This is a genomic window from Rhodococcus sp. BP-241 (assembly GCF_019836145.1).
Taxonomy (GTDB): Bacteria; Actinomycetota; Actinomycetes; order Mycobacteriales; family Mycobacteriaceae; genus Rhodococcoides.
In genome coordinates this window covers 157,822-182,751 of sequence record NZ_JABUEI010000001.1, presented here as the reverse complement: position 1 = coordinate 182,751, position 24,930 = coordinate 157,822, and the positions used below count along the sequence as shown (strand labels likewise).

Below are 24,930 nucleotides of genomic sequence, written 5' to 3'. Positions count from 1 at the left end.
CTGCGCGCCGCGGAATCGGACGGCAGGAGAGCAGCGATGATCGCGGAATCGATGTCCTGGGTGCAGGCCCTCGTGCTCGGCGCCGTGCAGGGGTTGACCGAGTTCCTCCCCATCTCCTCCTCTGCACACCTGCGCATCGTCTCCGAGGTCTTCTTCGGTGACGACGCCGGCGCGTCGTTCACCGCGGTGACGCAGCTCGGTACCGAGGCCGCGGTCCTGCTCTACTTCGCCCGCGACATCGGGCGCATCGTCGCGGCGTGGTTCCGCGGTATCGCCGACAAGTCCCAGCGCGACACGCTGGACTACCGCATGGGGTGGTACGTCATCTTCGCCACCATCCCGATCGGGGTGCTCGGCTTCGTCTTCAAGGACGCGATTCGGACGGGTGCGCGCAACCTGTGGATCATCGCGACGCTGCTCATCGTGTTCGCCGTGGTCATCGCCGTCGCGGAGAAGGTCGGCCGACAGACGCGACCGATCGAGAAGCTCACCACCCGCGACGGCCTCGTCATGGGCGCCGCGCAGTGTCTCGCGCTCATCCCGGGCGTGTCCCGATCCGGCGCCACCACGAGTGCCGGTCTGTTCATGGGCCTGACGCGTGCCGCCGCGGTCCGCTTCTCGTTCCTGCTCGCGATCCCGGCCGTCACCGCGTCCGGACTCTTCTCCTTGCCGGATGCCTTCGAACCGGCGGGCGAAGGTCTGCAGGCGTCGGGATCCCAGCTCGTCGTGGCGACGCTCGTGGCCTTCGTACTGGGGTACGCCTCCATCGCCTGGTTGCTGCGCTTCGTCGAGAACCACTCGCTGTACTGGTTCGTCGGGTACCGCATCGTCGTCGGCGTCGCGGTTCTCGGCCTCCTCGCCACGGGTGTCGTCGCAGCGAACTGACGCCACCGCGACGCCGGGCGCCCCTCGCGTCTCACTAGGCTGAGGTCATGACGGTCATACTTCTGCGCCACGGACGCTCGACGTCCAACACGGCCGGCACGCTCGCGGGCAGGTCGGACGGCGTGGAACTCGACGATCTCGGTCGGGAGCAGGCGGAGCGTGTCGTCGCCCGTCTCGAGGTGCTTCCGCTCGCGGCGATCGTGCGATCACCGTTGCTCCGGTGCGAACAGACGGTCGCGCCCCTCGCTGCGGCGCGCGAGCTCGAACCCGTCGTGGAGGATCGGCTGCTCGAGGTCGACTACGGCGAGTGGACCGGCAAGCCGATCAAGCATCTCGTGGGGGAGCCGCTGTGGAAGGTGGTGCAGCAGCACCCGTCCGCTGCCGTCTTCCCCGGGGGTGAGGGCCTCGCCGATGTGCAGATCAGGGCGGTGCGCGCGATCCGCGAGATCGACGCGCGGCTCGCCGCCGAGCACGGCGCCGACGTGCTGTGGGTGGCCTGTTCGCACGGCGACGTCATCAAGTCCGTCCTGGCCGATGCTCTGGGGTCGCACCTGGACCAGTTCCAGCGCATCGTGGTGGACCCGGCGTCGATCAGTGTCGTCCGGTACACCGAGACGCGGCCGTTCGTCCATCGTCTCGGCGATCTCGGTGGGGATCTGACGCAGTTCGTTCCGACGTCGCCCGCCGAGACGGACACCACTGCCGAGGCCCCGTCCGACCAGGCTCCGACCGCGTCGGAATCGGACGCCGTCCCCGGTGGTTCCACCGGACAGTGACAACACGCGGATAATGGGAGTCACAGCCGCGGCAGTTCGGCGGCGCGATCTTTGGAGGTGCAGATATGCCACGCGCGATTCACGTCTTTCGCACCCCCGACCGGTTCGTCGCCGGAACGGTGGGTGAGCCCGGCGATCGATCCTTCTACCTCCAGGCAGTGCACGACGCCCGAGTGGTGTCGGTGGCGCTCGAGAAGCAGCAGGTTCAGGTCCTGGCCGACCGTGTCGGGCTCCTGCTCGACGAGGTGGCGAGGCGCTTCGGTACCGATGTGCCACCCGAGGAAGCCGATCCGAGCGACGTCGACCCACTGGTGATGCCCGTGGACGCCGAGTTCCGGGTCGGGACCATGGGTCTGGGCTGGGACGCCGACGCCGGCGCCGTCGTGGTGGAGCTGCTCGCCATCACCGAGACCGAGATCGACGAGTCGGTGGTGCTCGACGACACCGACGAGGGTCCGGACGCCGTGCGGGTGTTCCTGAGTCCGGAGCAGGCCCGTGAGTTCGCCGCGCGCAGCGAGCGCGTCATCGCTGCCGGTCGGCCCCCGTGCCCGCTCTGCGGGGAGCCCCTCGCGCCCGGTGGTCACATGTGCGTGCGGACCAACGGGTACCGGCGCGGCACCGTGCTGGGAAGCGACACCACCGAGTTCGGGGACGAGTCCTGACCTCCGCCGGCGACGCCACCGCGCCCTGGACCGACGACGACACGGACCTGCTCGCGCACGGCGAGATGACCATCGTCGGTCGCGTGGTGCAGGCGTCCAACGCGACGCTCGTGTGCGAGATCGAGCGTGAGGATCCGGCGCCGGCACTGCGATGTGTCTACAAGCCGGTGCGCGGGGAACAGCCGCTGTGGGACTTCCCCGACGGCACGCTGGCGGGCCGCGAGATCTCGTCCTACCTGATCTCCGACGCACTGGGCTGGGGCGTCGTGCCCACGACCGTGCTACGGGACGGTCCGCTCGGTGTCGGCATGGTGCAGCGGTGGATCGACACCGTCGAGCGCCTCCCCGAGAAGGGCGAGGGCTACGACATGGTGGACCTCTGCCGCCCCGACCTCGTGCCCTCGTCCTACATCCCCGTGCTCCGGGCCTACGACGATGCCGGCGACGAGGTGGCACTGGTGCACGCGGACGATCCGCGGCTGCACCGGATGGCTGTTCTCGACGTCGTCATCAACAACGCCGACCGCAAGGGCGGACACGTGCTCGAGGCACTCGACGGCTCCGTGTACGGCGTGGACCACGGCATCGCCCTGCACCGGCAGAACAAGCTGCGGACCGTGCTGTGGGGGTGGGCCGGTCGACCCGTCGACGCCGCTCTGGTGGCCGACCTCGTCGACTTCTCCCGCGACCTGCGCGGTGCCTTCGGGGACACCCTCGCGCCACACATCACCGACGAGGAGATCGAGGCGCTGGCCGGTCGCGTGTCGCGGTTGCTCGCGGAACCGGTCATGCCGGCGCCCGACTCCAGCAGGCCCATTCCCTGGCCCGCGTTCTAGACCGGGCACGCGGCGGCGGCTCCGGCCCGACCGGATAGTCTTCACCCATGCAGTCGTGGCCCGAAGTGGACGTTCCCAGCGTGCCGGGCGAGGGCCCGCCGCTCCGTTTGTACGACACGGCCGATCGCGCCGTGCGTCCCGTCGCGCCCGGTTCGACCGCCACCATGTACGTCTGCGGCATCACCCCGTACGACGCGACGCACCTGGGCCATGCGGCCACCTACCTGACGTTCGACCTCGTCAACCGGGTCTGGCGCGACGCCGGCCACGACGTGCACTACGTCCAGAACGTCACCGACGTCGACGACCCGCTCTTCGAGCGCGCGGCACGCGACGGCGACGACTGGGTGTCGCTCGGACAGCGCGAGACCGACCTCTTCCGGTCGGACATGACCGCGCTCCGCGTCATCCCGCCGCGCGACTACATCGGCGCGGTCGAGTCTGTGACCGAGGTCGTGGAGCTCGTCGAGAAGCTCGTCGCCTCGGGCGCCGCCTACGTGGTGGACGACGCCGAGTACCCCGACGTGTACTTCCGCGCGGACGCCACCGAGCAGTTCGGCTACGAGTCCGGGTACGACCGGGCGACGATGGACACCTTCTTCGCCGATCGCGGCGGAGATCCCGACCGCCCCGGCAAGCGCGACCCTCTCGACGCCCTCGTCTGGAAGGCCGAGCGTCCGGGCGAGCCGTCGTGGCCCTCGCCGTTCGGTCCGGGGCGCCCCGGCTGGCACATCGAGTGCGCGGCGATCGCGTTGAACCGCATCGGATCCGGCTTCGACGTGCAGGGTGGCGGCAGTGACCTCATCTTCCCGCACCACGAATTCTCCGCGGCTCACGCCGAATCGCTCACGGGCGCAGACCGTTTCGCGCGACACTACGTGCACACCGGCATGATCGGCCTCGACGGCGAGAAGATGTCCAAGTCGCTGGGCAATCTCGTCCTGGTCTCGAAGCTCACCGCTGCGGGTGTCGATCCCGGTGCCATCCGCCTCGGTCTCCTCGCCGGCCACTACCGGCAGGACCGCACCTGGACCGACGAGATCCTCGCCGCTGCGCAGGACCGACTCGCGTTGTGGCGCAAGGCCGTGGCGCTCGAGTCGGCACAGTCCGCCGAGGACACCGTCGCCCGCGTACGCCAGCACCTGGCCGACGATCTCGACTCCGCCAAGGCACTCGACGCGATCGATGCGTGGGCACACGACGCCGTGACGCTCGGCGGCTCCGACCCCGCGGCGCCGGGGCTGGTGTCGCTGGCGGTGGACGCGCTGCTGGGTGTGAAGCTCTAGCTCGTCGGGAGTGGTGTTTTTGCTCCTCTCGGTGCGATATCGAGCGGGATCCCGCCGATTCGGCGCTCGAGCGGAGCAGAAACTCCACATCCACAGGTAGCCGTCCGTCCCCGGGGTCGACCATCGCCGCAGATCGCCGTCATCGGGCAGTGTCCGCGATGGGCCATCGTCGATGCTGTGCCCGTCACTCGAGTGTCGACCCTCGCCCAGTTGACCGGTGCCGGAATGTCCGCCACGACGATTCGTCGACGCTTCCACCGCGTGCTGCCCGGAGTCTTCTGCCAGGAGGAGCCCGCCTGGTTCGACCGCTGCCTGGCCGTGACTCTGTGGCGCCCCGACGCGTTGCTGAGTCATACGAGTGCTGCCCGGCTGTACGGGTGGATCGGCGAACCGTCCGGTGTTCACGCACTGGTCGGCGAATTCGCAAGGCCACGGGCACCTGAATGGTTGACGGTGCACAGACGCAGGCAGGGTGCCTGCGACGAGGTGCTGGGGTTGCCGGTCACCACTCGGGAGCAGACCCTCATCGACTGCGCGGCGGTGCTGAGCGATGCCGCTGCCGAGCGACTCGTGGACGACGCTCTGGTGCACGAGGTCGACGAGAACCGCGTTCGCGCGCTCCTCGACGCACTACCTGGCCGGCGCGGGCACATCCGTGCGCGGCGCCTCGTCGACACCGCTGCGCGCGGCTTCGCCTCCGAGCCCGAGCGAGTTCTCGGGCGTGAGCTGATTCGGCGACATCTCCGCATGCAGACCAATGTCCGGGTGGGTGCGTTCGTGGTGGACTTCTACGACGAGCTCGCCAACCTGGTGGTGGAGGTGGACGGGTACGCATTCCACAGTGCACCGGAGGTGTTTTGCCACGACAGGCGACGGCAGAACTTTCTGATCCTCGGCGATCTGCGAGTTCTGCGGTATGCCGCGTTCGACGTGCTGAAGGATCCCGGTGCCGTCGCCGACGAGATCGTCGCAGAGGTACGACGTCGCCGGCACGCGCGGCGGTGATGGTTCTGCTCCGCTCGCCCAGCTTTCAAGCGGGTTCCCGCTCGAATGGGGTCACGAGAGGAGCACCACACCCACCATCACACCTCGGCGAAGTCCAGCCCACCCTCCGCGGGGAGGTCGACGCGGCGGCTCAACGGCGAGCCCAGTGCCGCGGCGAGGTCGGACCCGTCGTGCTCCGCGAGCAACTCCCCGTTCTCCCACACGAGAAGCGCTGCGCTGACGGTGTTCTCGACCGTCGAGTGCGCGAGGTCGTAGTGGGCGCACCCGGGCACGTCGCGGTACGTGATCCAGAGGTCGTAGCCGGTCATGAACAAGTCCAGGTCGAACTGCACACTGAGACCGAGGAGTTCGCTGCGACCGTTGTCGTCGACACCCGCGAACGCCTCGTCCAGTGCGAGCAACCGCGGTGAGTGCGGGTCCGCGGACGACAGCATCACGTGCGCCGCCGCGAAGAGCGGGAGGTGCAGCGACACCGACTGCTCGCCGCCCGAGAGCGCACTGTGGCGTGCGACGGTGAGCCTGTCCTCGGAGCCGTCACCGGAGATGAGCGTGAACGCGAAGACGCGCCACTGCCGGTAGTCCAGTGCGGCACTGAGGATCTCGGGGTACGAGCGCTCGGGATGCTGCGCCCGCGCCGTCCGGATCTGTGCCGCGAAGTGCACACGCATCTCGGCCAGTTCCTCGGGTCCGAGCGCGGAGGCGTCCCGCTCGAGCAGCTTCGACACGGCACGGGTGCTGTCGTCGAGGTTGTCCGCGAGCACCCAGTGCACGCCGATGGTGTTGCCCGACGACATGCGGCGCTGCTTCATCTCCGATCCCATACGGGCGATCAGTTCGCGGGCGTCGACCGTGCGCTCGTGGATCTGCTGCGCCAGGCCGGTGAGCAGAGCGTCCTCGAGGATGCGGCGCTCGGCATCGGTGAGCAGCGTCTCCTGGTCGCGTCGTGCCGCGTCGATGCGATCCGCGAAGTCGGCGATGGTGGAGTGGCCCTGCTCGTCCTGCACCCGCACCACCGTGACCCCGTCGGCCGCGTCCCAACTGAGCCGGAAATCCTGACCCGACGCGGCCAGCTGAGCGTCGAACTCCTGCAACGCCGCCGTCAGCGCGCTGCGTGTGGAGCGTCGGCTCGCATCGCTGACCTTGACCTGCGCCGTCGCCTCGGTGAGCTCGGTGTGCAGTCGGTGCACTTCCGGGGGCAGTACGTCCGGGGCCTCGTCGGGCCCGGCAGCCGTGTCGGTTCGGTAGAGCAGTTGCTCGACCGTCGACCAGGCCGCGTCGCTCGCCGGCCAGGAGCAGTCGCGCGCCGCACCGAGCACCGCCAGCAGATCGCGGTGCGCGTAGGGAGCCAGTCGCGCGGCGTCGCTGAGCGCTTCGGTCAACGCGGTCGTCAGTCCGGCGACGGCCGTCTCGTGCGCGCCCTCCGCCTTGCCGATGGCCTCGCCCGATTCACGGTCCGCCTTCGTGGCGGCGCGCTGCTCGGTCTTGCACGCCTCGATGCGCATCCTGATCGCGTCGAGTTCGGCGTCGATCTTCTCGGCGCTCGCACCGAGCGAGTCCCGCAGCATCTCCAACTTGGCGTGCTGTTGCTCGTAGTCGGACTCGGCGATGGCCGCTTCCTCCGCGTACTCCTCGGCCAGAATCATGGCCTCGTCGAGGCGCCCGGCAGCTTCCCGGTCGCGCTCGGCGGACCGGTCCGCGTCGCCGCGGTGGCGCAGGATGGCAGAACCGGTGTTCTCGAAGTGGCGGATCGCCGCCGCGAGCGCGTCGAGGTCTCGCGGCGTGAACGGAGCCCGCCGCGCGACGGCGTCCGTCCGCAGACGTCGTTCGGCGGCAGACAGTTCGGCGATCGCGTGGTCCAGTTCTCGGTCGGCGGACGCGACCGACTCGGTCGTCGATCGGAGAGCGCCGGCGGCCGACGTGACCGCCCGGAGCGCCGCGGTGACCTCCGACGTACGAGGAACCGTCGAGACGGCGGCGCGGATCGAGTCGAGACGTTCTCGACACTGCTCGGCGACTCGATCGGCCTCGTCGCGCCGCGCGGTGGCCACCTCGAGGGCCTCGTCGATCTCCGCGATGCGGGACGTGCGCCGTGCAGCTCGTGCCGTCGCGCCGATGTACTCGGCGGCGTCCTTGTGGTGCGCGCCGCGCACGAGACCGTGCGCGAAGCTCCCGTCCCGTCCGACACCCGCAGAACTGCCCACGTCGTCCAGCGCGATCGAGTCGAGGATCGCCCGCACGGTGCTGTGCTGCACGGGGATGTCGTCCTCGACCACGAGGACGTCGGCCAGCGATCGCCCGGTCACCGGTGCGGTGGCGGTCAGGTACTGATCCGAGACGAGCCCCGTCGGAGCCGTGTCGGCGACCCACGCGTCCAGCAGTGTGGCCGCGTCGAGCGCGGCCTCGAGGGCCGCGGCATCGTCGGCGGTGACGTCGTCGGCGAAGCGGACGAGTGTCCAGAACGGTGCGCCGTCGAGACCCGCACGGTCGCCGGTACGGGTGCGCAGCGCCGGGGGAGCGTCGTCGTGCTCGGCGGCGACCGACGCGCGCTCGGCCGTGGCCTCGGTGATGGTGCGCGCCGCGTCGTCCCGGTCCTGCAGTGCAGCACTCCGTCGGTCCCGCACCGTGTCGAGCAGCTCGCGAACTCCGTCGCCGAGTACCTCGCCGAGCGTGGGTGTGTCGTCCTCGCCGACGCGTGCGAGCGCGGTGTGCAACGACTCGAGGATCTCGCCGTCGTCCAGCACCGAGGCGTGCGTGGCCCACCACGCCCGCAGCGATTCCGCCGTCGCGGCACGGGACGACTCGACGGCGGCCTCGGCCTCGCGGACGGAGGCCACCGCGGCGTCGTGCAGTGTGTGGGCGCGGTCGGCGGCCCGTTCGGTACGGGCACGCTCGGTGGTGGCACGGTCGACGACGGACAGCGCGGCACGTACGGCCCGGACGTCCCCGTCCCGCTCCTCGGCATGACCGCGTACCGCTGCCGTGATCTGGTCGGTACGGGCGTCGCGGGGGAGTGGCGTCCAGGCGATGCCGGCGTCCTCGGCGGCCGCGAGGAGCTCGTCCTCGGCGCGGACGATCGACGCGGTCGACTCCCGCAGCGCCACTGCGGCCTCGTCCGCCTCTCGTCGCCGGACGTCGACGGCCTCCGTCGCCTTGCGAGCCTTGTCGCGCTGCTGCGCGGTGGACACCTCGAGCTTGCGGACCGCATCCGCGAGATCGTCGAGCTGCTGCTTGCCCTCGTAAGCGGTGGACCGTTGCAGGGTCTGCTGGTCGGCGACGGCGAGATCGAGTGCGCGCTCGGCTGCCTCGTACCGCTTCTCCGCCTCGACGCGCTCGACCCGTCGTCGTTCACGCAAGCCCTTGGCGGCGAAGAGGGCGACCGTGGCGTGGTCGACGGCCTCGAGACGTCGACCGACCTGATCGACGTCGGTGCGCGCCTGGACGGCGAGGTACTTCGAGTAGACCTCGACGAACCTCTTCGACGCGTGGTCGGCCTGCACCAGTCCCTCGAGGGCGCGGCCCACCTCCTCCATGTCGCTGAAGGAGCGCGCCGCCTCGAGGACGAGGTGCTCGTCGAGGGGGCGCAGTCCGTCGGACAGTGCACGGGACAAGCCCTTCGGGTCGAGATTCTTCGCCAACTGCGGGCGTCGCAGCGTGAGAATCAGGGTGATGAGCTGGTCGTACCGCTCGGCGCCGAGACCGAACAGTCGCGCGTCGATGGCGGCGCGGTAGTCCACCGGCCGATCGACGATGGCGTCGGTCCCGATCTGCTCGGCCAGTTGCTTCTTCGTCAGCGGCCTGTCGTCGGTGCCCAGCAGCGAGAAGTCGACGCCCACGCGGCCGTCGGCGACGAAGTACCAGCGCGTCACCTTGTCCGCCGACCGTGTCGCACGCATGCCGATGCCGACGGTCACCGCTTCGGGCTCGTCCCGATCGCCACGTGCGAACTCCATCCACACGTACGAGTGCGCCGAATCCTGGCCGCGGTAGAGCAGATTGGACTTCATGGTGCGTTCCTCACCCGCGAACGGGTTGAGGCGACGCGGCTCGATCCGGCCGTCGAACACGAACGGGAACAGCACCTCGAGTGCCTTGGTCTTGCCGGATCCGTTGGGGCCACGCAACACCAGCCGACCGTCGGCGAACGAGAACTCCTGATCGCGGTAGTCCCAGAGGTTGATGATGCCGGCGCGCGTGGGCCGGAATCGGGTGCTGCGCGTCACGGGGTGTGCTCCTCGAGGGTGCTCGTGTGATCGGTGGGAAAGAGGCCGGCGGACGCCTGTTCTCGGACGGTGACGACCACTCCCCGATAGCGCGCCAGGGCCGGCAACGCGACGATGCCCCCGCGTACCGGTGCCACCAGAGTGAGGTTCGTCAGGAGTGCGACAGCGGCCGCGCGAACCCCGGCACGGTCCGCCTGCCACTGAGCGGCGAAGGTGCGGCCGTAGGCGTCGACGAGGGCGCCGACGGTCTCGTCGAGCCAGGAGTCCGCGACGAACGGGTGCCGGATCGTCTCGTCCGATGCCTCCACCGTGTCCGGGGCGACCGAGTCGTCGACCAGGTCGTCCACGACGCCGCCGTCCGGGATCGCGCTGTCGAGTGCCGCGAGCAGCTCGTCGGTGGGGTCGATGTCCGCCTCGAGCGTGGTCCGATCGTCGGCATCGGGATCGAGTACCCGCTCCGCGATCTCACCGGCGAGGAGAAGGGCGACCTGCGCGACCGTGCCGGTGGACGGAAACCTGATGTCCGACAGGCGTCCCGACGTGTCGATGAGCGCGATGCCCTCCGCCCGGCGTTCGACGGACAGTCCGGTCAGCAGCCGGACATCCTCGACGGACCGGTCGTCCGGCACCGAGTCGGGGCCGTGGACCACGGGCTGCTCGACGAGCGCACGGCGGGCACGGCGAGCGCGATCGGCCGGGTCGTCCGTGGTGCTGTGCAGCAGGTGTGCCGTGCTGCGCAGATGCTGGAGCGCGCGCGGTGGACGAAACAGGGCCACGACGACGGAGCGGTCGATGTCGTACAAGGCCTCTCCCGCGTCGGGGTTGTGCGCCCACCCGCCGGCATCGCCGTCGGCCAGGGTGATCGCACCGCGAACGGACAACCAGCCGACGGCGTCGACGAAGGCGTCCCGGTCGGTCGCGCGTTCGGTGTCGAGGTCGACCCCGACCACCCGTCCGGCATCGGAGGCGACCTGAACCGCCAACTCGGACAACGTGATCTGGTCACCCGCGCGACCGAGTGCCGCCAGGGTGAGCGCCAGGAATGCGTAGCGGCGACGGTCGAAGACGCGGTCGGAGGTCGTGCGGGCCGGTCGACTCGCGTCCAACCGGTCGAGTACGGGGTAGAGCCGGGCCGTGGTCTCCGTGACCTCGAGTCGGTATCCGAAGAGATCGAGCATGTCCTCGCGCAGTTCCGTGGCCCATCGGCGAACCAGGGGCAGGGCGATGCGGTCCGGGTAGGTGCGGGTGATCAGGTGGTGGGACAACACGACTCGGGCGGCGCGCTGGTACGAGTCGAGTGCCAGGCTCGGAATGGTGCGTGCTCTCATCGCCGCGCGCCGATGGTGAGTGACAGCCGTTCGAGGTGCAGTAGACCGCGTTCGGTGCGCACCACGGTGGACTGCTCGTGCGGTGCCAGTGTCAGGGTGACGCCACCCTCGGATCCGGTCGAGCTGCCCACGCGGCCGCTGACCGGGACGCGTGCGGTGAGGGCGGCGTTGAGCAGCCCGAGCAGCACGTCGGTCTCCTCGTTGGTCAGATCCCGCTCGTACACACCGTGTTCGGCGAGTGATCGCGCGGCCTGAGCGCGGCGACGCTGCACGCTCAGCTGTTCCTCGCGCAGACGCCGGACACCGGCGTCGTTGCGGTGGACCCTGGCAGGAGCACCGGCGGCGGGGGGCCGACCGGTCTCGGCGAGCGTGCGCGAGATCTCGACAGGCGGAGCGTCCCACCACGATCGCGTGGTGGGAATGATGTCGTCGTCGGGGTGGACCATCGACAGGTGACGAGGCCGGCCGAGGCCGAACACGGCACCGAACAGGGCGTGGGCGGACTCCTCGGAGGGAGCGGACGCGAACCACCCGGCGAGATGTCGCAGCTGGGACTCGCGACTGACTCCGCCCCTGCGGGTCTCGGTGACGCGGCGCAGCAGCGACAGCACGGCGGCGATGGCGCTCATGGTGCCCTCCCGCAGACGATCCGACTCGGTGAGCTCGCCGTCGGTGGAGGTGAACCAGTGCACGAGACCGGTCCACCGGCCCGCCCAGTCGGCGCGGCGCTCCTCGCGGCTGAGGAAGACGCGTTCGTCACTGGCTGCCACCCGGTCGAGCAGCGAGTCGAGTCCGGTGGCGTCCACCCGCTCGATGGCGGCGGTGAGCTTGGGGCCGAAGCGGGCGAGGTCGAGGGAGAACTCCCGCATGTGGGAGAGCAATGCGTCCTTGTGTGCCAGGAACGACTCGGGTGTGACGTCCGTGGTGCGGACGAGGTCGCCCAGCGACAGGTAGAAGTGCGCGGCGCGGGTGGCCATGTCGTTGAGAGCGGTGTCGAGCCGATCGAGTTTGCGGTACACCAGGTCGGCGTCCCCCGCGAGGTTCGCCGCCGCGAGATCCTCCAGGTCGGCGAGCAGCTCGGGCAGCACCAGACGCGAGAGCGAGGCGTCCTCGGGGCGGGCGGCCAGGACGTCCTCGACGGCGCGGTATGCCTGGTAGCCGACCTGACCGAACTGGTAGACGTAGTGGCGATTGCGGTACTCGGCGAGCGTGGCCGCGCGGGTGCCGTCGTAGCTGCGTTCGAGAACGCCCCACGTGTGCAACTGTTCGAGCAGCGGGCCGATCTCGAGGCCGGTCAGAGTGTCGCCGCCGTCGGTGCGGGCCAGGATCTCGGCCACCTCGCCGGCGTGCAGCAGAACGACATAGCCGGTACGGGCATGTTCGAAAGCGCGCAGAACCCGCAGGTAGTCGGCCCGTTTCTCGGCTGTCGCGAACGAGAAGAGCCGGAGCCTGTCGTCCACCACGAAGGAGTCGGCGGATTCGGTCACTGCAACAGGGTAGGCGGTCAGGACAGTCGGACAGCCACCTGCCCGTCGACGACGTCGGCACGGTGGGTCGCGACCGTGCCGATGCCGTCGGTGGTGCACCGGCCGGTGTCCAGGGAGAACTGGTACTGGTGCAGGGGACACACGACGACGGCCCCGTCGATCTGCCCGTCCGCCAGCGGCCCGCCGCGATGGGGGCACACCGCGTCCATGGCGCGGACCGTCCCGTCGGTCAGGAGGAAGACGGCGATCTGTCGTCCGTCGACCACGTAGGTCCGGCCCTCGCCGGGGGTGAGATCGTCGACGGTTCCCACCACGGTCGCCTGTGCCGTCGTCATCGAACCGGCACCTGAGGCAGCGGGAGAAGCGGGAGGGAGGGCGCGAACTGCGCCGGTGACCGCGGCGCCGCGCGTTCCTTCCACGGATCGGTGTAGCCGTCGATGGATATCTGGATGCGCTCGTCGAGTCCTGCACAGAGACCCTCGGCGTCGTCGACGAGCAGTCGCTGCAACGTCTCGAGGCCGACCCGCGGGACGAAGGCGTAGGTCCGCTCGAGCCACTTCGCCTCCTCGCGGTAGTACTGGATGAATCGGCCCGCGAGGGTCAGGACCTCCTCGGGGGAGTCGACCGTGGCGAGGACGTCGCCCTTGCGGATGTGTGCGCCGGCCGCGCCGCCGATGTAGATCTCCCAGCGGCCGTCGCCGACGGCCACCACACCGAAGTCCTTGCAGAGCGCCTCGGAGCAGTTGCGGGGGCATCCGGCCACGGCCAGCTTGAGCTTTGCGGGAGTTTCGAGACCCTGGAACCGTTCCTCGATCGCGATGCCGAGTGCGGTGGAGTCACCGAGTCCGAAACGGCAGAAATCGCTTCCGACACAGGTCTTCACGGTGCGCATGCTCTTGCCGTACGCGAACCCGGACGGCATGTCGAGATCGCCCCACACCTTCGGCAGGTCCTCCTTCTTGATGCCGAGAAGATCGATGCGCTGCCCACCGGTGACCTTGACCAGCGGGACCCCGTACTTGTCGGCCACATCGGCGATGCGCCGCAACTGGTCCGGGGTGGTCACGCCGCCCTTCATCTGCGGCACGACGGAGAAGGTGCCGTCTCGCTGGATGTTGGCGTGAACGCGGTCGTTGATGAACAGCGCGCCTCGCTCGTCGACCCAGTCGGGTCCCCAGACCACGCGCAGCAGCGACGCCAGCGGCATCTTCGCGGTCGCGTCCTCGGCGTCGGCCAACGCATCGAAGACTGCGGAGACGGACCGGAGGTTCTGCGAGCGGACGGCCTCGATCAGCTCGCGCTTGGACATCGGGATACAGGGGACGTACCAGTCCGCCGCGGGATCGACCGCGAGCGCTCCACCGGCGGCGCAGGCGACGATGTCGGCGACCAGGCCCTTGCAGGATCCGCATCCCTTGCCCGCACGGGTCTTTCCCACGACCTCGGAGACGGTGGTGGCCCCGCCGTGCACGCAGGCGACGATGTCGCCCTTCGTGACCCCGTTGCAGTTGCACACCTGGACATCGTCGGACAGTTCGGCGGCGCCGGTCTCCGCGCTCGGCGTACCCATGTCGAACAGCATGCTGATGCGCTCGTCGGGAAGCGGTACCTTCTCGTCGAACGCCTGAGTCAGGAAGCTCACCTTGCTGATGTCGCCCAGCAGCATCGCGCCGATCAGCTTGTTGTCGCGCACGACCACCGACTTGTAGGTGCCGCTGCGGGGTTCGTAGAACTGCACGAACTCGTCGGTGTCCCGCTCGGGACCCTTGACGCCCATCGCCGCAACGTCGACGCCCGCGACCTTGAGCTTCGTCGTCAGTCGCGAACCATGATAAGCCGCAGCCGGATTCGCACCGGTCAGCACGTCGGCCAGGACCGACGCCTGCTCCCACAAGGGAGCCACGAGGCCGTACACCTCACCGCGATGCTGGCAGCATTCTCCGACTGCGTGGATCGCTCCCTCGTCCTCGCACCGCATCTGATCGTCGACGACGATGCCGCGCTCGATCACCAGTCCGGCACGCCGCGCGAGGTCGACGTTGGGGCGGATACCGGCCGTCACGACGATCATGTCCGCGGGCAGGGTGGAGCCGTCGTTGAACGCGACCCCGGTGACGGCACCGCTCTCGTCCCGCAGCACCGCCGTGGTGCGCTTGGACGTGTACACGCCGACGCCGAGGTCCTCGATCTTGTTGCGCAGCACGCGTCCACCACGTTCGTCCAGCTGCTGGTTCATCAGGTGACCGGGGGAGTGCACGACGTCCACGTCGATGCCCTGCGTGCGCAGACCGTAGGCGGCTTCGAGGCCCAGCAGTCCGCCACCGATGACGACGGCGCGGATGCCGTCGCGGGAGGACGCCATCTGCAGCATGCCGTTGGTGTCCTCGATCGTCCGGAAACCGAAGACGCCGCGCGCCAGTCTGCCGTCGGCCTCACGCAGTCCGTCCATGTTGGGAAAGAACGTCGTGCTCCCGGTCGCGATGATCACGGTGTCGTAGGGGACGACGCGTCCGCTCTCGCACGTCACGTTCTTGGCGGAGCGGTCCAGTGCCACCGCCCGGTCTCCGGAGTGGAGGGTGACGCCGTTCTCCCGGTACCAGGCCATCGGGTTGAGCATCAGATCGTCGTCGTCGATGGACGACTCGCCCGAGAGCACGTGCGAGAGCATGATGCGGTTGTAGTTGCCGTACGGCTCGTCGCCGATCATCGTGACGTCGAACTTCGCACGGTCGCGGCCGAGGATCTCCTCGACGGTGCGGGCCCCCGCCATTCCGTTGCCGACGACGAGCAGGCGCTGCCGTTCTCCTGTAGCCGGCATCAGAAGATCATCATCCCGAAATCGACGACGACCTCGCCGCTGCAGCCGTCGGGCGCCGCGACGGTGAGCTCGAGAACCGAGTCGGGATCGACGTCCTCGACGACGCGCAGCGGAACGTTGACGCTCGCCTTCGCGCCCATCGGGAACACGCGCATCGACTCTCCGTCGCGCGTGAGCGTGACGACGACCAGTTCGTCGGAGGAGTTACCGCCGCGGAAGTAGAGCGGCTGGGCGGTCAGGCCCGACGGAACGGTGTACGCCGTGGCGGCGTCGAGAAGCTCGGACTTGCCCAGGCCGTGCCCGACGAAGGGAAAGACGCCTTGGATGAACTTCGGAGTGCTGGCCATGGGACGACTGTCCGTGCACGCGGTGACGGCACTGCTGCGCCCGTGTTACGGCGGCGTCATCATTCACTCTCGAGCGCGGCCGCCGCAGTGTCAGGTCTTCCGCCCGGTCATCACCAGCGGCGCGACCACTGCCAGCAGGACGGCGGGAATGACGAAGGCCGACGTCGGGTGCACCGCGTACAGCGGGGTGAGCGCGAGAGGAGCGAAGGCCGCCCCGGAGAACCGGAACGACTGGACGACCGACACGGCGCCGCCGCGGTTCGCCCCCGACGAGCCGAGGACAGCGGCGTTGACGCCGACGAGGATGAACTGGCTGGCGACACCCGCTGCCGCCCAGACGAGGCCGACGACCACCAGGCTGGGCATGGTGCCGGCGAGGGCGATGAGGACCGCGCCGACAGGAGCGGCACCCACGATCGCTCGGCGTGGCCCGATGCGGTCGATCAGTCCACCGACGCGTCGCGCCACCAGGATTCCGGCGACCCCGAACACGGTCAGCAGCAGTCCGCGCTGTGTGGAGGACAGACCGAACGTGTCCTCGGCGCGGAAAGCGACGAGGAAGTTGAGTCCCCCGAGCGCGCCCCAGCCGAGGAGCGCGACCACTGCCACGCGGAGGACCGGGACGGTGAGAGCGTCGCGCAACCGTTCGGGACGACCGCCGGGGGTGGACGGCGCGGTGGCCGCGGGGAGCCCGACCAGCCCGAGGGTCGCGGCGACGACGGCCAGCACGACGAACGCGTACCGCCAGTCGAACTCGGCGGCGAGGCCACCGACCAGCGGCGCGCTGGTCTGACCCGCCGCCTGCAGGGCGCCGAAGGTACCCAGCACCCGTCCCAGGCGCTCGCGGGGAGTGACGGCAGCCAGTGACGCGAGGAGCAGCGGCGTCGTGAAGGAATTGCCGATGCCCTGCAGCGCGCGCGCACCCAGCAACAGGTCGAGCGTGGGCGCGACCGCACACAGGAGCGAGGAGACGACGTAGAGCAGGTAGGCGAGGCGCACGGTGCGCACCCGGCCCCATCGCGCGCCGAGGGTGCCCGACACGAGCATGGCCAGAGCGAACGGAAACAGGTACGCGCTGAGAGTCGATGCCGCCGACCCGGTGGACACCCCCAGATCCGCGCCCATCTCGGGCAGCATCGAGGACACCACTCCGCCGCCGAACGGGCCGAGGAAGCCACCGGCGTACAGAGCGCCGATGCGGAGCCGTGCGAGTCGCGCGCTCACCGGTGACGAGCGCGCGTCACAGCCCGAAGCTGCCCGGCCCGCGTCGGCGCAGGTAGCGCTCGAACTCGGCGGCCAGCGCATCGCCGTCCACCTTGGAGACGGCCTCGGACATGTCGACCTCGGCGTCGCCGCGCTCCTCGAGGGTGCGGACGTACTCGGCGATCTCGTCGTCGTCCTTGGTCATCTCGGTGACCGACTCCTCCCAGTCCTCCGCCTGGGACGGCAGCTCGCCGAGCGGCACCTCGATGTCGAGGACGTCCTCGACCCGCTGGAGCAGGGCGACGGTGGCCTTGGGGTTCGGCGGCTGGGACACGTAGTGCGGTACCGCCGCCCACAGGGACACTGCCGGAATCCCCGCTTTGACGCACTCGTCCTGCAGAACACCGGTGATGCCGGTCGGGCCCTCGTACCGGGTCTGCTCGAGGTTGAACTGCTCCGCCGACTCGGTGCTGTACGCGGTGCCGGTCACGGGAACGGGCCGGGTGTGGGGCGTGTCGGCGAGCAGTGCGCCGAGAATCACGACCGTCTCGACCCCGAGCTGGTCGATGAACTCGAGCAGGTCGTCGCAGAAGCTCCGCCACCGCATGTTGGGCTCGATACCGCGCAGCAGCACGACGTCGCGGTCGCTGCCGGGAGGCGAACACACCGACAATCGCGTCGACGGCCACTCGATCTCGCGCGTCACACCGTCCACCTGTCGGACCGTCGGGCGGTTGACCTGGTAGTCGTAGTAATCCTCGGAGTCGAGCTCGGCCAGGGGCGTCGCGTCCCAGATCAGTTCGAGATGCTCCACCGCGCCGCTCGCGGCGTCGCCCGCGTCGTTCCATCCCTCGAACGCCGCGACGAGAATCGGGCTGCGCAGGGTCGGCAGGATCTCGTCCAGCTCGGACTCGTCCGTCGCGGAGTCCTGATCGTCCGCTCCGACACCGGCCACCAGCTCGGCAGCGACGCCGGCGGCGAGGTCTGTCGGGGGGTCCTGGACCACGGGGAGATCGCCCTCGGGCGTTTCTGGCGCACTCACCCGCCCAGCCTACGACCAGAGCTGTCGGGACAGACCACTACGCTTGGGGGCATGCCTGTCGAATTCCGATCACGCCTGCTCGATGCGCTGTCCCAGCGTGTTGTCATCGGCGACGGTGCCATGGGAACGATGCTGCAGGCCGCAGACCTGACGCTGGACGATTTCCGCGGCCTCGAAGGCTGTAACGAGATCCTCAACGACACGCGTCCCGACGTGCTCCGCCAGATCCACCGGGAGTACTTCGAGGCGGGCGCGGACGCCGTCGAGACCAACACCTTCGGGTGCAACCTCCCCAACCTCGCCGACTACGACATCTCGGACCGCATCCGCGAGCTGTCGTACAAGGGAACGATCCTGGCCCGCGAGGTCGCCGACGAGATGGGTACCGGGCGAGACGGCATGGGCCGCTTCGTGCTCGGGTCCATGGGGCCGGGCACCAAACTGCCCACCCTCGGCCACGCCCCGTTCCGGGCGCTGCGCGACGCCTACGCCGAAGCTGCGCTGGGAATGATCGACGGTGGCGCCGACGCCGTCCTGATCGAGACGTGCCAGGACCTGCTCCAGGTGAAGGCCGCCATCCTCGGCAGTCAGGCCGCGATGGAGCAGCTGGGCATCCGCATCCCGATCATCACGCACGTGACGGTCGAGACCACCGGCACGATGTTGCTGGGCAGCGAGATCGGCGCGGCACTGACCGCGATCGAGCCGCTCGGGGTCGACCTGATCGGCCTCAACTGCGCCACGGGCCCCGCCGAGATGAGCGAGCACCTGCGTCACCTCAGCAGGCATGCCACCGTGCCGGTCTCGGTCATGCCCAACGCCGGCCTGCCGCAGCTCGGCCCCAAGGGTGCCGAGTACCCGCTCGGTCCCGACGAGCTGGCGGAGGCTCTCAGCGGCTTCGTCACCGAGTTCGGCCTCTCCCTGGTGGGTGGCTGCTGTGGAACCACCCCGGAGCACATCCGTCAGGTCGCCGACGCGGTGCACGACGCGCGCCGCGGAGTGCGGGACCCGAAGCCCGAGAAGGGTGTCTCGTCTCTCTACGCAGCGGTGCCGTTCGAGCAGGACGCCAGCATCCTCATGATCGGCGAACGCACCAACTCCAACGGTTCGAAGGCGTTCCGTGACGCGATGCTGGCCGAGGACTACCAGAAGTGCCTCGACATCGCGAAGGACCAGACGCGCGACGGCGCGCACATGCTCGATCTCAACGTCGACTACGTCGGCCGCGACGGTGCTGCCGACATGTCGGCTCTGGCCTCGCGCCTGGCCACCTCCTCGACGCTGCCGATCATGCTCGACTCCACCGAGCCCGCAGTCCTGGAGGCCGGGCTCGAGCACCTCGGTGGGCGCAGCGCGGTCAACTCCGTCAACTACGAGGACGGCGACGGGCCGGACTCGCGCTTCCAGCGCATCATGACGCTGGTCAAGCGTCACGGAGCGGCGGTCGTCGCGCTGACGATCGACGAGGAGGGTCAGGCCCGGACGGCGGACTGGAAGATCCGCATCGCGGAGCGGCTCATCGCCGACATCCGCGACAACTGGGGTCTGCCGGAATCGGACATCATCCTCGACACCCTGACGTTCCCCATCTCGACGGGCCAGGAAGAGGTCCGGCGGGACGGCATCGAGACCATCGAGGCCATCCGTCGACTGCACGAGAGTCATCCCGAGGTGCACTTCACCCTGGGTATCTCGAACATCTCGTTCGGCCTCAATCCTGCTGCGAGGCAGGTGCTCAACTCGGTCTTCCTGCACGAGTGCACGGAGGCCGGCCTCGACACGGCCATCGTCCACGCGTCGAAGATCCTCCCCATGGCGCGTATCCCCGAGGAGCAGCGCCAGGTCGCGCTCGACCTCGTGTACGACCGTCGCCGCGAGGGCTACGACCCGTTGCAGGCGCTCATGGCGCTGTTCGAAGGCGTCTCCGCGGCGTCCGCACGCGAGTCGCGGGCGCAGGAACTGGCCGGCCTTCCCTTGTTCGATCGCCTCGAGCGCCGCATCGTCGACGGTGAGCGTGCCGGGCTGGGAGACGATCTCGACGAGGCGATGCAGGAGAAGCCGCCGCTCGCGATCATCAACGAGACGCTGCTGTCCGGCATGAAGACCGTCGGTGAGCTGTTCGGGTCCGGGCAGATGCAGCTTCCGTTCGTGCTGCAGTCCGCCGAGGTGATGAAAGCGGCTGTGGCACACCTCGAGCCGCACATGGAGGCGTCCGACGAGGACGGCAAGGGCCGCATCGTGCTCGCCACCGTCAAGGGCGACGTCCACGACATCGGCAAGAACCTCGTCGACATCATCCTGAGCAACAACGGCTACGAGGTGGTCAATCTCGGGATCAAGCAGCCCATCTCGGCGATTCTCGACGCCGCGGTGGACAAGCGTGCCGACGTCATCGGCATGTCCGGTCTGCTGGTGAAGTCCACGGTGGTCATGAAGGAGAACCTGCTCGAGCTCAACGCCAAGGGCGTCGCCGAGAAGTTCCCCGTCATGCTCGGTGGCGCAGCGCTCACCCGGTCCTATGTCGAGAACGATCTCGCCGAGGTCTACGAGGGTGAGGTGTCGTACGCGCGTGACGCGTTCGAGGGCTTGCGCCTGATGGACACGATCATGAACACCAAACGCGGTGTGGCGCCGGCTCCCGACAGCGAGGAGGCGCTCGCCGCTCAGCAGAAGACCGCGGAGCGCAAGGAGCGGCACGAGCGGTCCCGGCGCATCGCCGAGAAGCGCAAGGCCGCGGAGACACCGGTCGTCGTTCCCGAGCGCTCCGACGTCTCTGTCGAGAAGGAGCTTCCGGCGCCGCCGTTCTGGGGCAGCAGGATCGTCAAGGGCATCTCGCTGTCCGAGTACTCGGGGCTTCTCGACGAGCGTGCCCTGTTCCTCGGTCAGTGGGGTCTGCGCGGCGCACGCGCCGGTGAGGGCCCGTCGTACGAGGACCTGGTGGAGACCGAGGGCCGTCCGCGCCTGCGGTACTGGCTCGACCGCCTCAGCACCGATGGCATCCTCGCGCACGCGGCACTGGTGTACGGGTACTTCCCGGCAGTGTCCGAGGGTGACGACGTGGTGGTTCTCGAGTCCCCGGAACCCGATGCGGCGGAGCGCTTCCGGTTCACGTTCCCGCGCCAGGACCGCGGCAGGTTCCTCTGCATCGCGGACTTCGTGCGGTCGCGAGACCTCGCCCGTGCGACGGGGGTGGTCGACGTCCTGCCGATGAACCTGGTGACGATGGGTCAGCCCATCGCCGACTTCGCCAACGAGCTCTTCAAGGCGGATGCGTACCGCGACTACCTCGAGGTGCACGGCATCGGCGTGCAGCTCACCGAGGCGCTCGCGGAGTACTGGCATCGCCGCGTCCGCGAGGAGCTGGTGCTGCCCAGCGGCCGCTCCCTCGTGGATCAGGATCCGTCCGACGTGGAGGGGTACTTCAAGCTCGAGTACCGCGGTGCCCGGTACTCGTTCGGGTACGGCGCGTGCCCCGATCTGGAGGACCGCATCAAGCTCGTCGCGATGCTCGAACCCCAGCGCATCGGGGTGGATCTGTCCGACGAGTTGCAGTTGCACCCCGAGCAGTCCACAGATGCGTTCGTGCTGCACCACCCGGAGGCGAAGTACTTCAATGTCTAGCGGGCAGGCCGGAGGCCGGTCGGAGTTGAGCGGGCAGGCCGGAGGCCGGTCGGATGTCTGAGCTCCAGGCCGTCTTGTTCGACATGGACGGGACGCTGTTGGACTCGGAGCGCCTGTGGGACATCGCGGTGTACGAGCTGTCTGAGTCACTCGGGCGCGAGCTCACTCCGGAGGTGCGGGAGTCGACTCTGGGCAACTCGATGATGGGTGCGCTGGCGAAGGTCTACGCGCACGTGGGACGGGAGGCGTCGCCGGAGAACCTGGCGGAGTCCGCTGCCTGGCTCAACGGCCGTGTTGTCGATCTGTTCGCGGGTGGTCTGCCGTGGCGTCCGGGTGCGGAGGCGGCGCTGGATCTGGTGCAGTCGGCCGGTCTGGGGTGTGCCCTCGTCACCAACACCGAGCGCATGCTGACGGAGATCGCGCTCGAGACGCTGGGCCGTCACCGCTTCGGCGCGACCGTGTGCGGCGACGAGGTGACGCACGCGAAGCCCGCTCCCGATCCGTACCGCCGGGGCGCAGAGCTGCTCGGTGTCGACACGGCGTCGTGCGTCGCCGTCGAGGATTCGCCCACGGGAACCGAGTCCGCCGTCTCGGCGGGATGCGCCGTCGTCGTGGTGCCCTCCGAGGTGCAGGTGCCCAGCGGACCGGGCCGTACGTTCCGCACCACCCTCGAGGGGCTCACCCTCGACGATCTCCGGTCTGCGCGCGCCGGGGGACACTGATAGCGGTCCGCGGGCCGCGTCGTGGAACAATCATCACCCGTGAAGAACTTCGAGTCCCTGTTCGCCGAGCTCACCGACCGCGCTGCCACCAGGCCCGAGGGCTCGGGCACCGTCGCCGCGTTGGACGCGGGTGTGCATCAGCAGGGCAAGAAGATCCTCGAGGAGGCCGGCGAGGTGTGGATCGCCGCGGAGCACGAGACGGACGAGGCGCTGGCCGAGGAGATCTCGCAGCTCCTGTACTGGATCCAGGTGTTGATGGTCGGGAAGAACCTCTCCCTCGAGGATGTCTACCGACATCTGTGAGCGGACCGACCCACTTCCACCGCCACCGATCTTCCCGCACCCCAGGAGTCCCACCATGCTTCGCGTCGCCGTCCCCAACAAAGGTTCCCTGTCCGAGCTCGCCGGAGAGATTCTGAGCGAGGCGGGCTACCGTCGCCGCGCCGATTCCCGCGATCTCACCGTGCTCGACAACGCCAACAACGTCGAGTTCTTCTTCCTCCGTCCCAAGGACATCGCCATCTACGTGGGCTCGGGTGAGCTCGATCTCGGCATCACCGGCCGGGATCTGTCGCTCGATTCGGGCGCACCCGTGACCGAGCGGCTCGCACTCGGATTCGGCAACAGCACCTTCCGCTACGCCGCGCCGGCCGGCAAGGAGTGGACCCCGAACGATCTGGCGGGGCTCCGCATCGCCACGTCGTACCCCAACCTCGTCCGCCGGGACCTCGCGGCGCGGGGCCTCGAGGCCACCGTGATCCGTCTGGACGGAGCCGTCGAGATCTCCATCCAGTTGGGTGTCGCCGATGCGATCGCCGACGTCGTGGGCTCGGGACGCACACTGCGCCAACACAACCTGGTGGCGTTCGGTGAATCCCTGTGCGATTCGGAGGGCGTGCTCATCGAGCAGGCGGGCTCGCCCGTCGACGACAAGGCGCGCAACCAGCTCATCGCGCGTGTCCAGGGCGTCGTCTTCGCCCAGCAGTACCTGATGCTCGACTACGACTGCCCGCGCAGCATCCTCGACGACGCCGTCAAGATCACGCCCGGCCTCGAGTCGCCGACGCTGTCCCCGCTCGCGGACGAGGCGTGGGTGGCCATTCGTGCCATGGTTCCGCGCAAGGGACACAACGCCGTGATGGACGAGCTCGCCGAGCTCGGCGCCAAGGCGATTCTCGCGTCCGACATCCGGTCGTGCCGCGCATTCTGACGCGTCCGCTCCGTTGTGATCGGTCCCAGTAGTTCCTGATCGGTACCGACCAGTCTCCTCTCGTCGCTAGAGTCGCGTCGTCGAGAGGATCCGTCATGACCGTCGTCGATTCTGCGAGCCCCGACCTGCTGGTCGCGCTCGCCGCTGCACTCACCGGAACACTGTCGCGTCCGGGGGAGCCCGGATACGAGCGGTCGGTGCCGTGGAACGTCGCTGTCCCCGTCGATCCGGTGGCAGTCGTCGCGGCCGCCACCGCGGACGACGTCGCCGCCACCGTGCGGGCAGCGCGCGAGGCCGGGCTTCGCGTGGCCGTACAGGCCACCGGACACGGGGCGGTGCGCATCGGTCCGGACACGATTCTGGTCCTCACCGGTGATCTCGACGAACTGACGATCGACCCCGACACGCGCGTCGCCCGACTCGGCGCCGGGGTCCGGTGGCAGCAGGTTCTCGACGCCGGCGCGCCGTCCGGATCGGCGCCGCTGTGTGGGTCGTCGCCGAACACCGGCGTCACGGGATTTCTGACCGGTGGGGGAATCGGGCCGGTGGCTCGGACGTACGGGGTCTCGTCGAGTCGTGTGCGCGCGTTCGATCTCGTCACGGGCGACGGCACACTGCGCCGGGTGACACCGGACAGCGACGCCGATCTCTTCCGCGGCCTGTGTGGGGGCAAGTCGACACTCGGCATCGTCACCGCGGTCGAGACGGAGCTGCTGCCGATCGCCGAGTTCTACGCGGGCGCACTGTATTACGACAGCCGGCACGCGGCGGCGGTACTCGAGGCGTGGCGGGTGTGGAGCGCCACGCTGACCGAGGAGCACAACACCTCGCTCGCGTTCCTCCAGCTCCCACCGCTGCCCGGCGTGCCGGAACCGTTGGCCGGGAAGTTCGTGGTCGCGGTGCGTTTCGCATCGGTCGCGGAGCCGGGGATCGCAGCCGACGTTCTCGCACCGATGCGCGCTGCGGCCCCGACCGTCATCGACACGGTCACGACCATTCCGTACGCGGCGGTGGGGTCGGTGCATGCAGACCCGGTGGATCCGATGCCGACACGTGAGGCCACGACGATGCTCCGCGTGTTCGACGAGGAGGCGGCAGCGACCGTGTTGGTCATGACCGGCCCCGCGTCGAGTTCACCGCAGGTGATCGTGGAGCTGAGGCTGCTCGGCGGCGCTCTCGGCCGGCCGGGACCGCATCCCGACGTGTACTGCCATCGCGAGGCCGCCTACAGCCTCCTGTGCATCGGAGTGCTGGCGCCTCCTGTCGCCGATGCGGTGATCGCGCACGGCGAGGCAGTCGTGGAGGCTCTGGCACCGTGGTCGACCGGTGGCGCGTTGCCCAACTTCGCGGCGTCCGACGACCCCGCTCACCTCGCACGGGTCTACGACGAGGACACTCGGGCCTGGCTCGGAGCCCTGGCCGAGCATCACGATCCCGCGGGGATCTTCCGCGTCGGACAGGTGGTCCGGCTCGGCTGATCCG

19 protein-coding genes are annotated in these 24,930 nt (G+C 69.3%); 11 read left to right on the top strand and 8 right to left on the bottom strand.

The features are described from left to right. Window positions 1–39 precede the first annotated feature (39 nt). From HQ308_RS00795 to HQ308_RS00770, 6 genes are all read left to right on the top strand, one after another. Window positions 40–885, top strand: coding sequence for an undecaprenyl-diphosphate phosphatase (locus HQ308_RS00795; protein WP_027505333.1), 846 nt, complete (start codon window positions 40–42; stop codon window positions 883–885). A gap of 47 nt (window positions 886–932) precedes the next feature. Then, window positions 933–1,661: a histidine phosphatase family protein gene (locus HQ308_RS00790; protein WP_222645226.1), complete on the top strand. Its 729-nt coding sequence runs from the start codon at window positions 933–935 to the stop codon at window positions 1,659–1,661. Between the two features lie 65 nt (window positions 1,662–1,726). Beyond that, complete coding sequence (locus HQ308_RS00785; RefSeq protein ID WP_027505335.1) at window positions 1,727–2,323, top strand: DUF3090 domain-containing protein; 597 nt, start codon at window positions 1,727–1,729, stop codon at window positions 2,321–2,323. Beyond that, the gene (locus HQ308_RS00780; protein ID WP_373425285.1) at window positions 2,320–3,159 is read left to right on the top strand and encodes an SCO1664 family protein; all 840 of its coding nucleotides are present in this window, start codon (window positions 2,320–2,322) and stop codon (window positions 3,157–3,159) included. Before HQ308_RS00785 ends, HQ308_RS00780 begins: the two co-directional genes overlap by 4 nt. Before the next feature lie 47 nt (window positions 3,160–3,206). Beyond that, complete coding sequence (gene mshC, locus HQ308_RS00775) at window positions 3,207–4,445, top strand: cysteine--1-D-myo-inosityl 2-amino-2-deoxy-alpha-D-glucopyranoside ligase (protein WP_222645225.1); 1,239 nt, start codon at window positions 3,207–3,209, stop codon at window positions 4,443–4,445. 177 nt (window positions 4,446–4,622) lie between these two features. After that, window positions 4,623–5,450 carry a DUF559 domain-containing protein gene (locus HQ308_RS00770; protein WP_222645224.1) on the top strand — a complete coding sequence of 276 codons (828 nt, stop codon included), beginning with the start codon at window positions 4,623–4,625 and terminating at the stop codon, window positions 5,448–5,450. 77 nt (window positions 5,451–5,527) lie between these two features. On the opposite strand, the gene HQ308_RS00765 is transcribed toward HQ308_RS00770, so the two are convergent. The 8 genes from HQ308_RS00765 to HQ308_RS00730 all read right to left on the bottom strand — a co-directional run bounded on the left by HQ308_RS00765 (window position 5,528) and on the right by HQ308_RS00730 (window position 17,757). Next, on the bottom strand, window positions 5,528–9,670 hold the full coding sequence (locus HQ308_RS00765; protein ID WP_222645223.1) for a TIGR02680 family protein: 4,143 nt from the start codon (window positions 9,668–9,670) through the stop codon (window positions 5,528–5,530). Further along, window positions 9,667–10,998, bottom strand: a complete 1,332-nt coding sequence (locus tag HQ308_RS00760; RefSeq protein ID WP_222645222.1) for a DUF2398 family protein — start codon at window positions 10,996–10,998, stop codon at window positions 9,667–9,669. The genes HQ308_RS00765 and HQ308_RS00760 overlap by 4 nt, the downstream gene beginning before the upstream one ends. Beyond that, window positions 10,995–12,485: a TIGR02677 family protein gene (locus HQ308_RS00755; protein ID WP_307108869.1), complete on the bottom strand. Its 1,491-nt coding sequence runs from the start codon at window positions 12,483–12,485 to the stop codon at window positions 10,995–10,997. The genes HQ308_RS00760 and HQ308_RS00755 overlap by 4 nt, the downstream gene beginning before the upstream one ends. 17 nt (window positions 12,486–12,502) lie before the next feature. After that, complete coding sequence (locus HQ308_RS00750; RefSeq protein ID WP_056444601.1) at window positions 12,503–12,820, bottom strand: Rieske 2Fe-2S domain-containing protein; 318 nt, start codon at window positions 12,818–12,820, stop codon at window positions 12,503–12,505. Next, window positions 12,817–15,303 (bottom strand): nitrite reductase large subunit NirB, encoded by a 2,487-nt coding sequence (gene nirB / locus HQ308_RS00745; RefSeq protein WP_222645221.1) that lies wholly within the window; start codon window positions 15,301–15,303, stop codon window positions 12,817–12,819. The genes HQ308_RS00750 and nirB overlap by 4 nt, the downstream gene beginning before the upstream one ends. Continuing rightward, entirely contained in the window at window positions 15,303–15,650 is a 348-nt protein-coding gene (locus HQ308_RS00740) for a hypothetical protein (protein WP_042572487.1), read from the bottom strand. The genes nirB and HQ308_RS00740 overlap by 1 nt, the downstream gene beginning before the upstream one ends. Window positions 15,651–15,740: 90 nt before the next feature. Continuing rightward, window positions 15,741–16,874 (bottom strand): MFS transporter, encoded by a 1,134-nt coding sequence (locus HQ308_RS00735; RefSeq protein ID WP_308115635.1) that lies wholly within the window; start codon window positions 16,872–16,874, stop codon window positions 15,741–15,743. A 16-nt stretch (window positions 16,875–16,890) separates the two neighbouring features. After that, entirely contained in the window at window positions 16,891–17,757 is an 867-nt protein-coding gene (locus tag HQ308_RS00730) for a PAC2 family protein (RefSeq protein WP_197027772.1), read from the bottom strand. A 189-nt stretch (window positions 17,758–17,946) separates the two neighbouring features. On the opposite strand from HQ308_RS00730, the gene metH reads away from it, so the two are divergent. The 5 genes from metH to HQ308_RS00705 all read left to right on the top strand — a co-directional run bounded on the left by metH (window position 17,947) and on the right by HQ308_RS00705 (window position 24,926). After that, window positions 17,947–21,516: a methionine synthase gene (gene metH / locus HQ308_RS00725; protein WP_222645219.1), complete on the top strand. Its 3,570-nt coding sequence runs from the start codon at window positions 17,947–17,949 to the stop codon at window positions 21,514–21,516. Between the two features lie 53 nt (window positions 21,517–21,569). Continuing rightward, the gene (locus tag HQ308_RS00720) at window positions 21,570–22,238 is read left to right on the top strand and encodes an HAD family phosphatase (protein WP_222645218.1); all 669 of its coding nucleotides are present in this window, start codon (window positions 21,570–21,572) and stop codon (window positions 22,236–22,238) included. Window positions 22,239–22,277: 39 nt separating this feature from the next. Beyond that, window positions 22,278–22,541, top strand: a complete 264-nt coding sequence (locus tag HQ308_RS00715; RefSeq protein ID WP_027505348.1) for a phosphoribosyl-ATP diphosphatase — start codon at window positions 22,278–22,280, stop codon at window positions 22,539–22,541. Between the two features lie 55 nt (window positions 22,542–22,596). Beyond that, the gene (gene hisG, locus HQ308_RS00710; protein WP_027505349.1) at window positions 22,597–23,448 is read left to right on the top strand and encodes an ATP phosphoribosyltransferase; all 852 of its coding nucleotides are present in this window, start codon (window positions 22,597–22,599) and stop codon (window positions 23,446–23,448) included. A gap of 95 nt (window positions 23,449–23,543) precedes the next feature. Next, window positions 23,544–24,926, top strand: coding sequence for an FAD-binding oxidoreductase (locus HQ308_RS00705; protein ID WP_222645217.1), 1,383 nt, complete (start codon window positions 23,544–23,546; stop codon window positions 24,924–24,926). Window positions 24,927–24,930 lie beyond the last annotated feature (4 nt).

Bases quoted from the DNA above. Each gene is read 5' to 3' on its own strand.
- HQ308_RS00740 (WP_042572487.1), bottom strand. From the start codon at position 15,650: ATGGCCAGCACTCCGAAGTTCATCCAAGGCGTCTTTCCCTTCGTCGGG.
- HQ308_RS00720 (WP_222645218.1), top strand. From the start codon at position 21,570: ATGTCTGAGCTCCAGGCCGTCTTGTTCGACATGGACGGGACGCTGTTG.
- HQ308_RS00760 (WP_222645222.1), bottom strand. From the start codon at position 10,998: ATGAGAGCACGCACCATTCCGAGCCTGGCACTCGACTCGTACCAGCGC.
- HQ308_RS00750 (WP_056444601.1), bottom strand. From the start codon at position 12,820: ATGACGACGGCACAGGCGACCGTGGTGGGAACCGTCGACGATCTCACC.
- metH (WP_222645219.1), top strand. From the start codon at position 17,947: ATGCCTGTCGAATTCCGATCACGCCTGCTCGATGCGCTGTCCCAGCGT.
- nirB (WP_222645221.1), bottom strand. From the start codon at position 15,303: ATGCCGGCTACAGGAGAACGGCAGCGCCTGCTCGTCGTCGGCAACGGA.
- HQ308_RS00785 (WP_027505335.1), top strand. From the start codon at position 1,727: ATGCCACGCGCGATTCACGTCTTTCGCACCCCCGACCGGTTCGTCGCC.
- hisG (WP_027505349.1), top strand. From the start codon at position 22,597: ATGCTTCGCGTCGCCGTCCCCAACAAAGGTTCCCTGTCCGAGCTCGCC.
- mshC (WP_222645225.1), top strand. From the start codon at position 3,207: ATGCAGTCGTGGCCCGAAGTGGACGTTCCCAGCGTGCCGGGCGAGGGC.
- HQ308_RS00705 (WP_222645217.1), top strand. From the start codon at position 23,544: ATGACCGTCGTCGATTCTGCGAGCCCCGACCTGCTGGTCGCGCTCGCC.
- HQ308_RS00790 (WP_222645226.1), top strand. From the start codon at position 933: ATGACGGTCATACTTCTGCGCCACGGACGCTCGACGTCCAACACGGCC.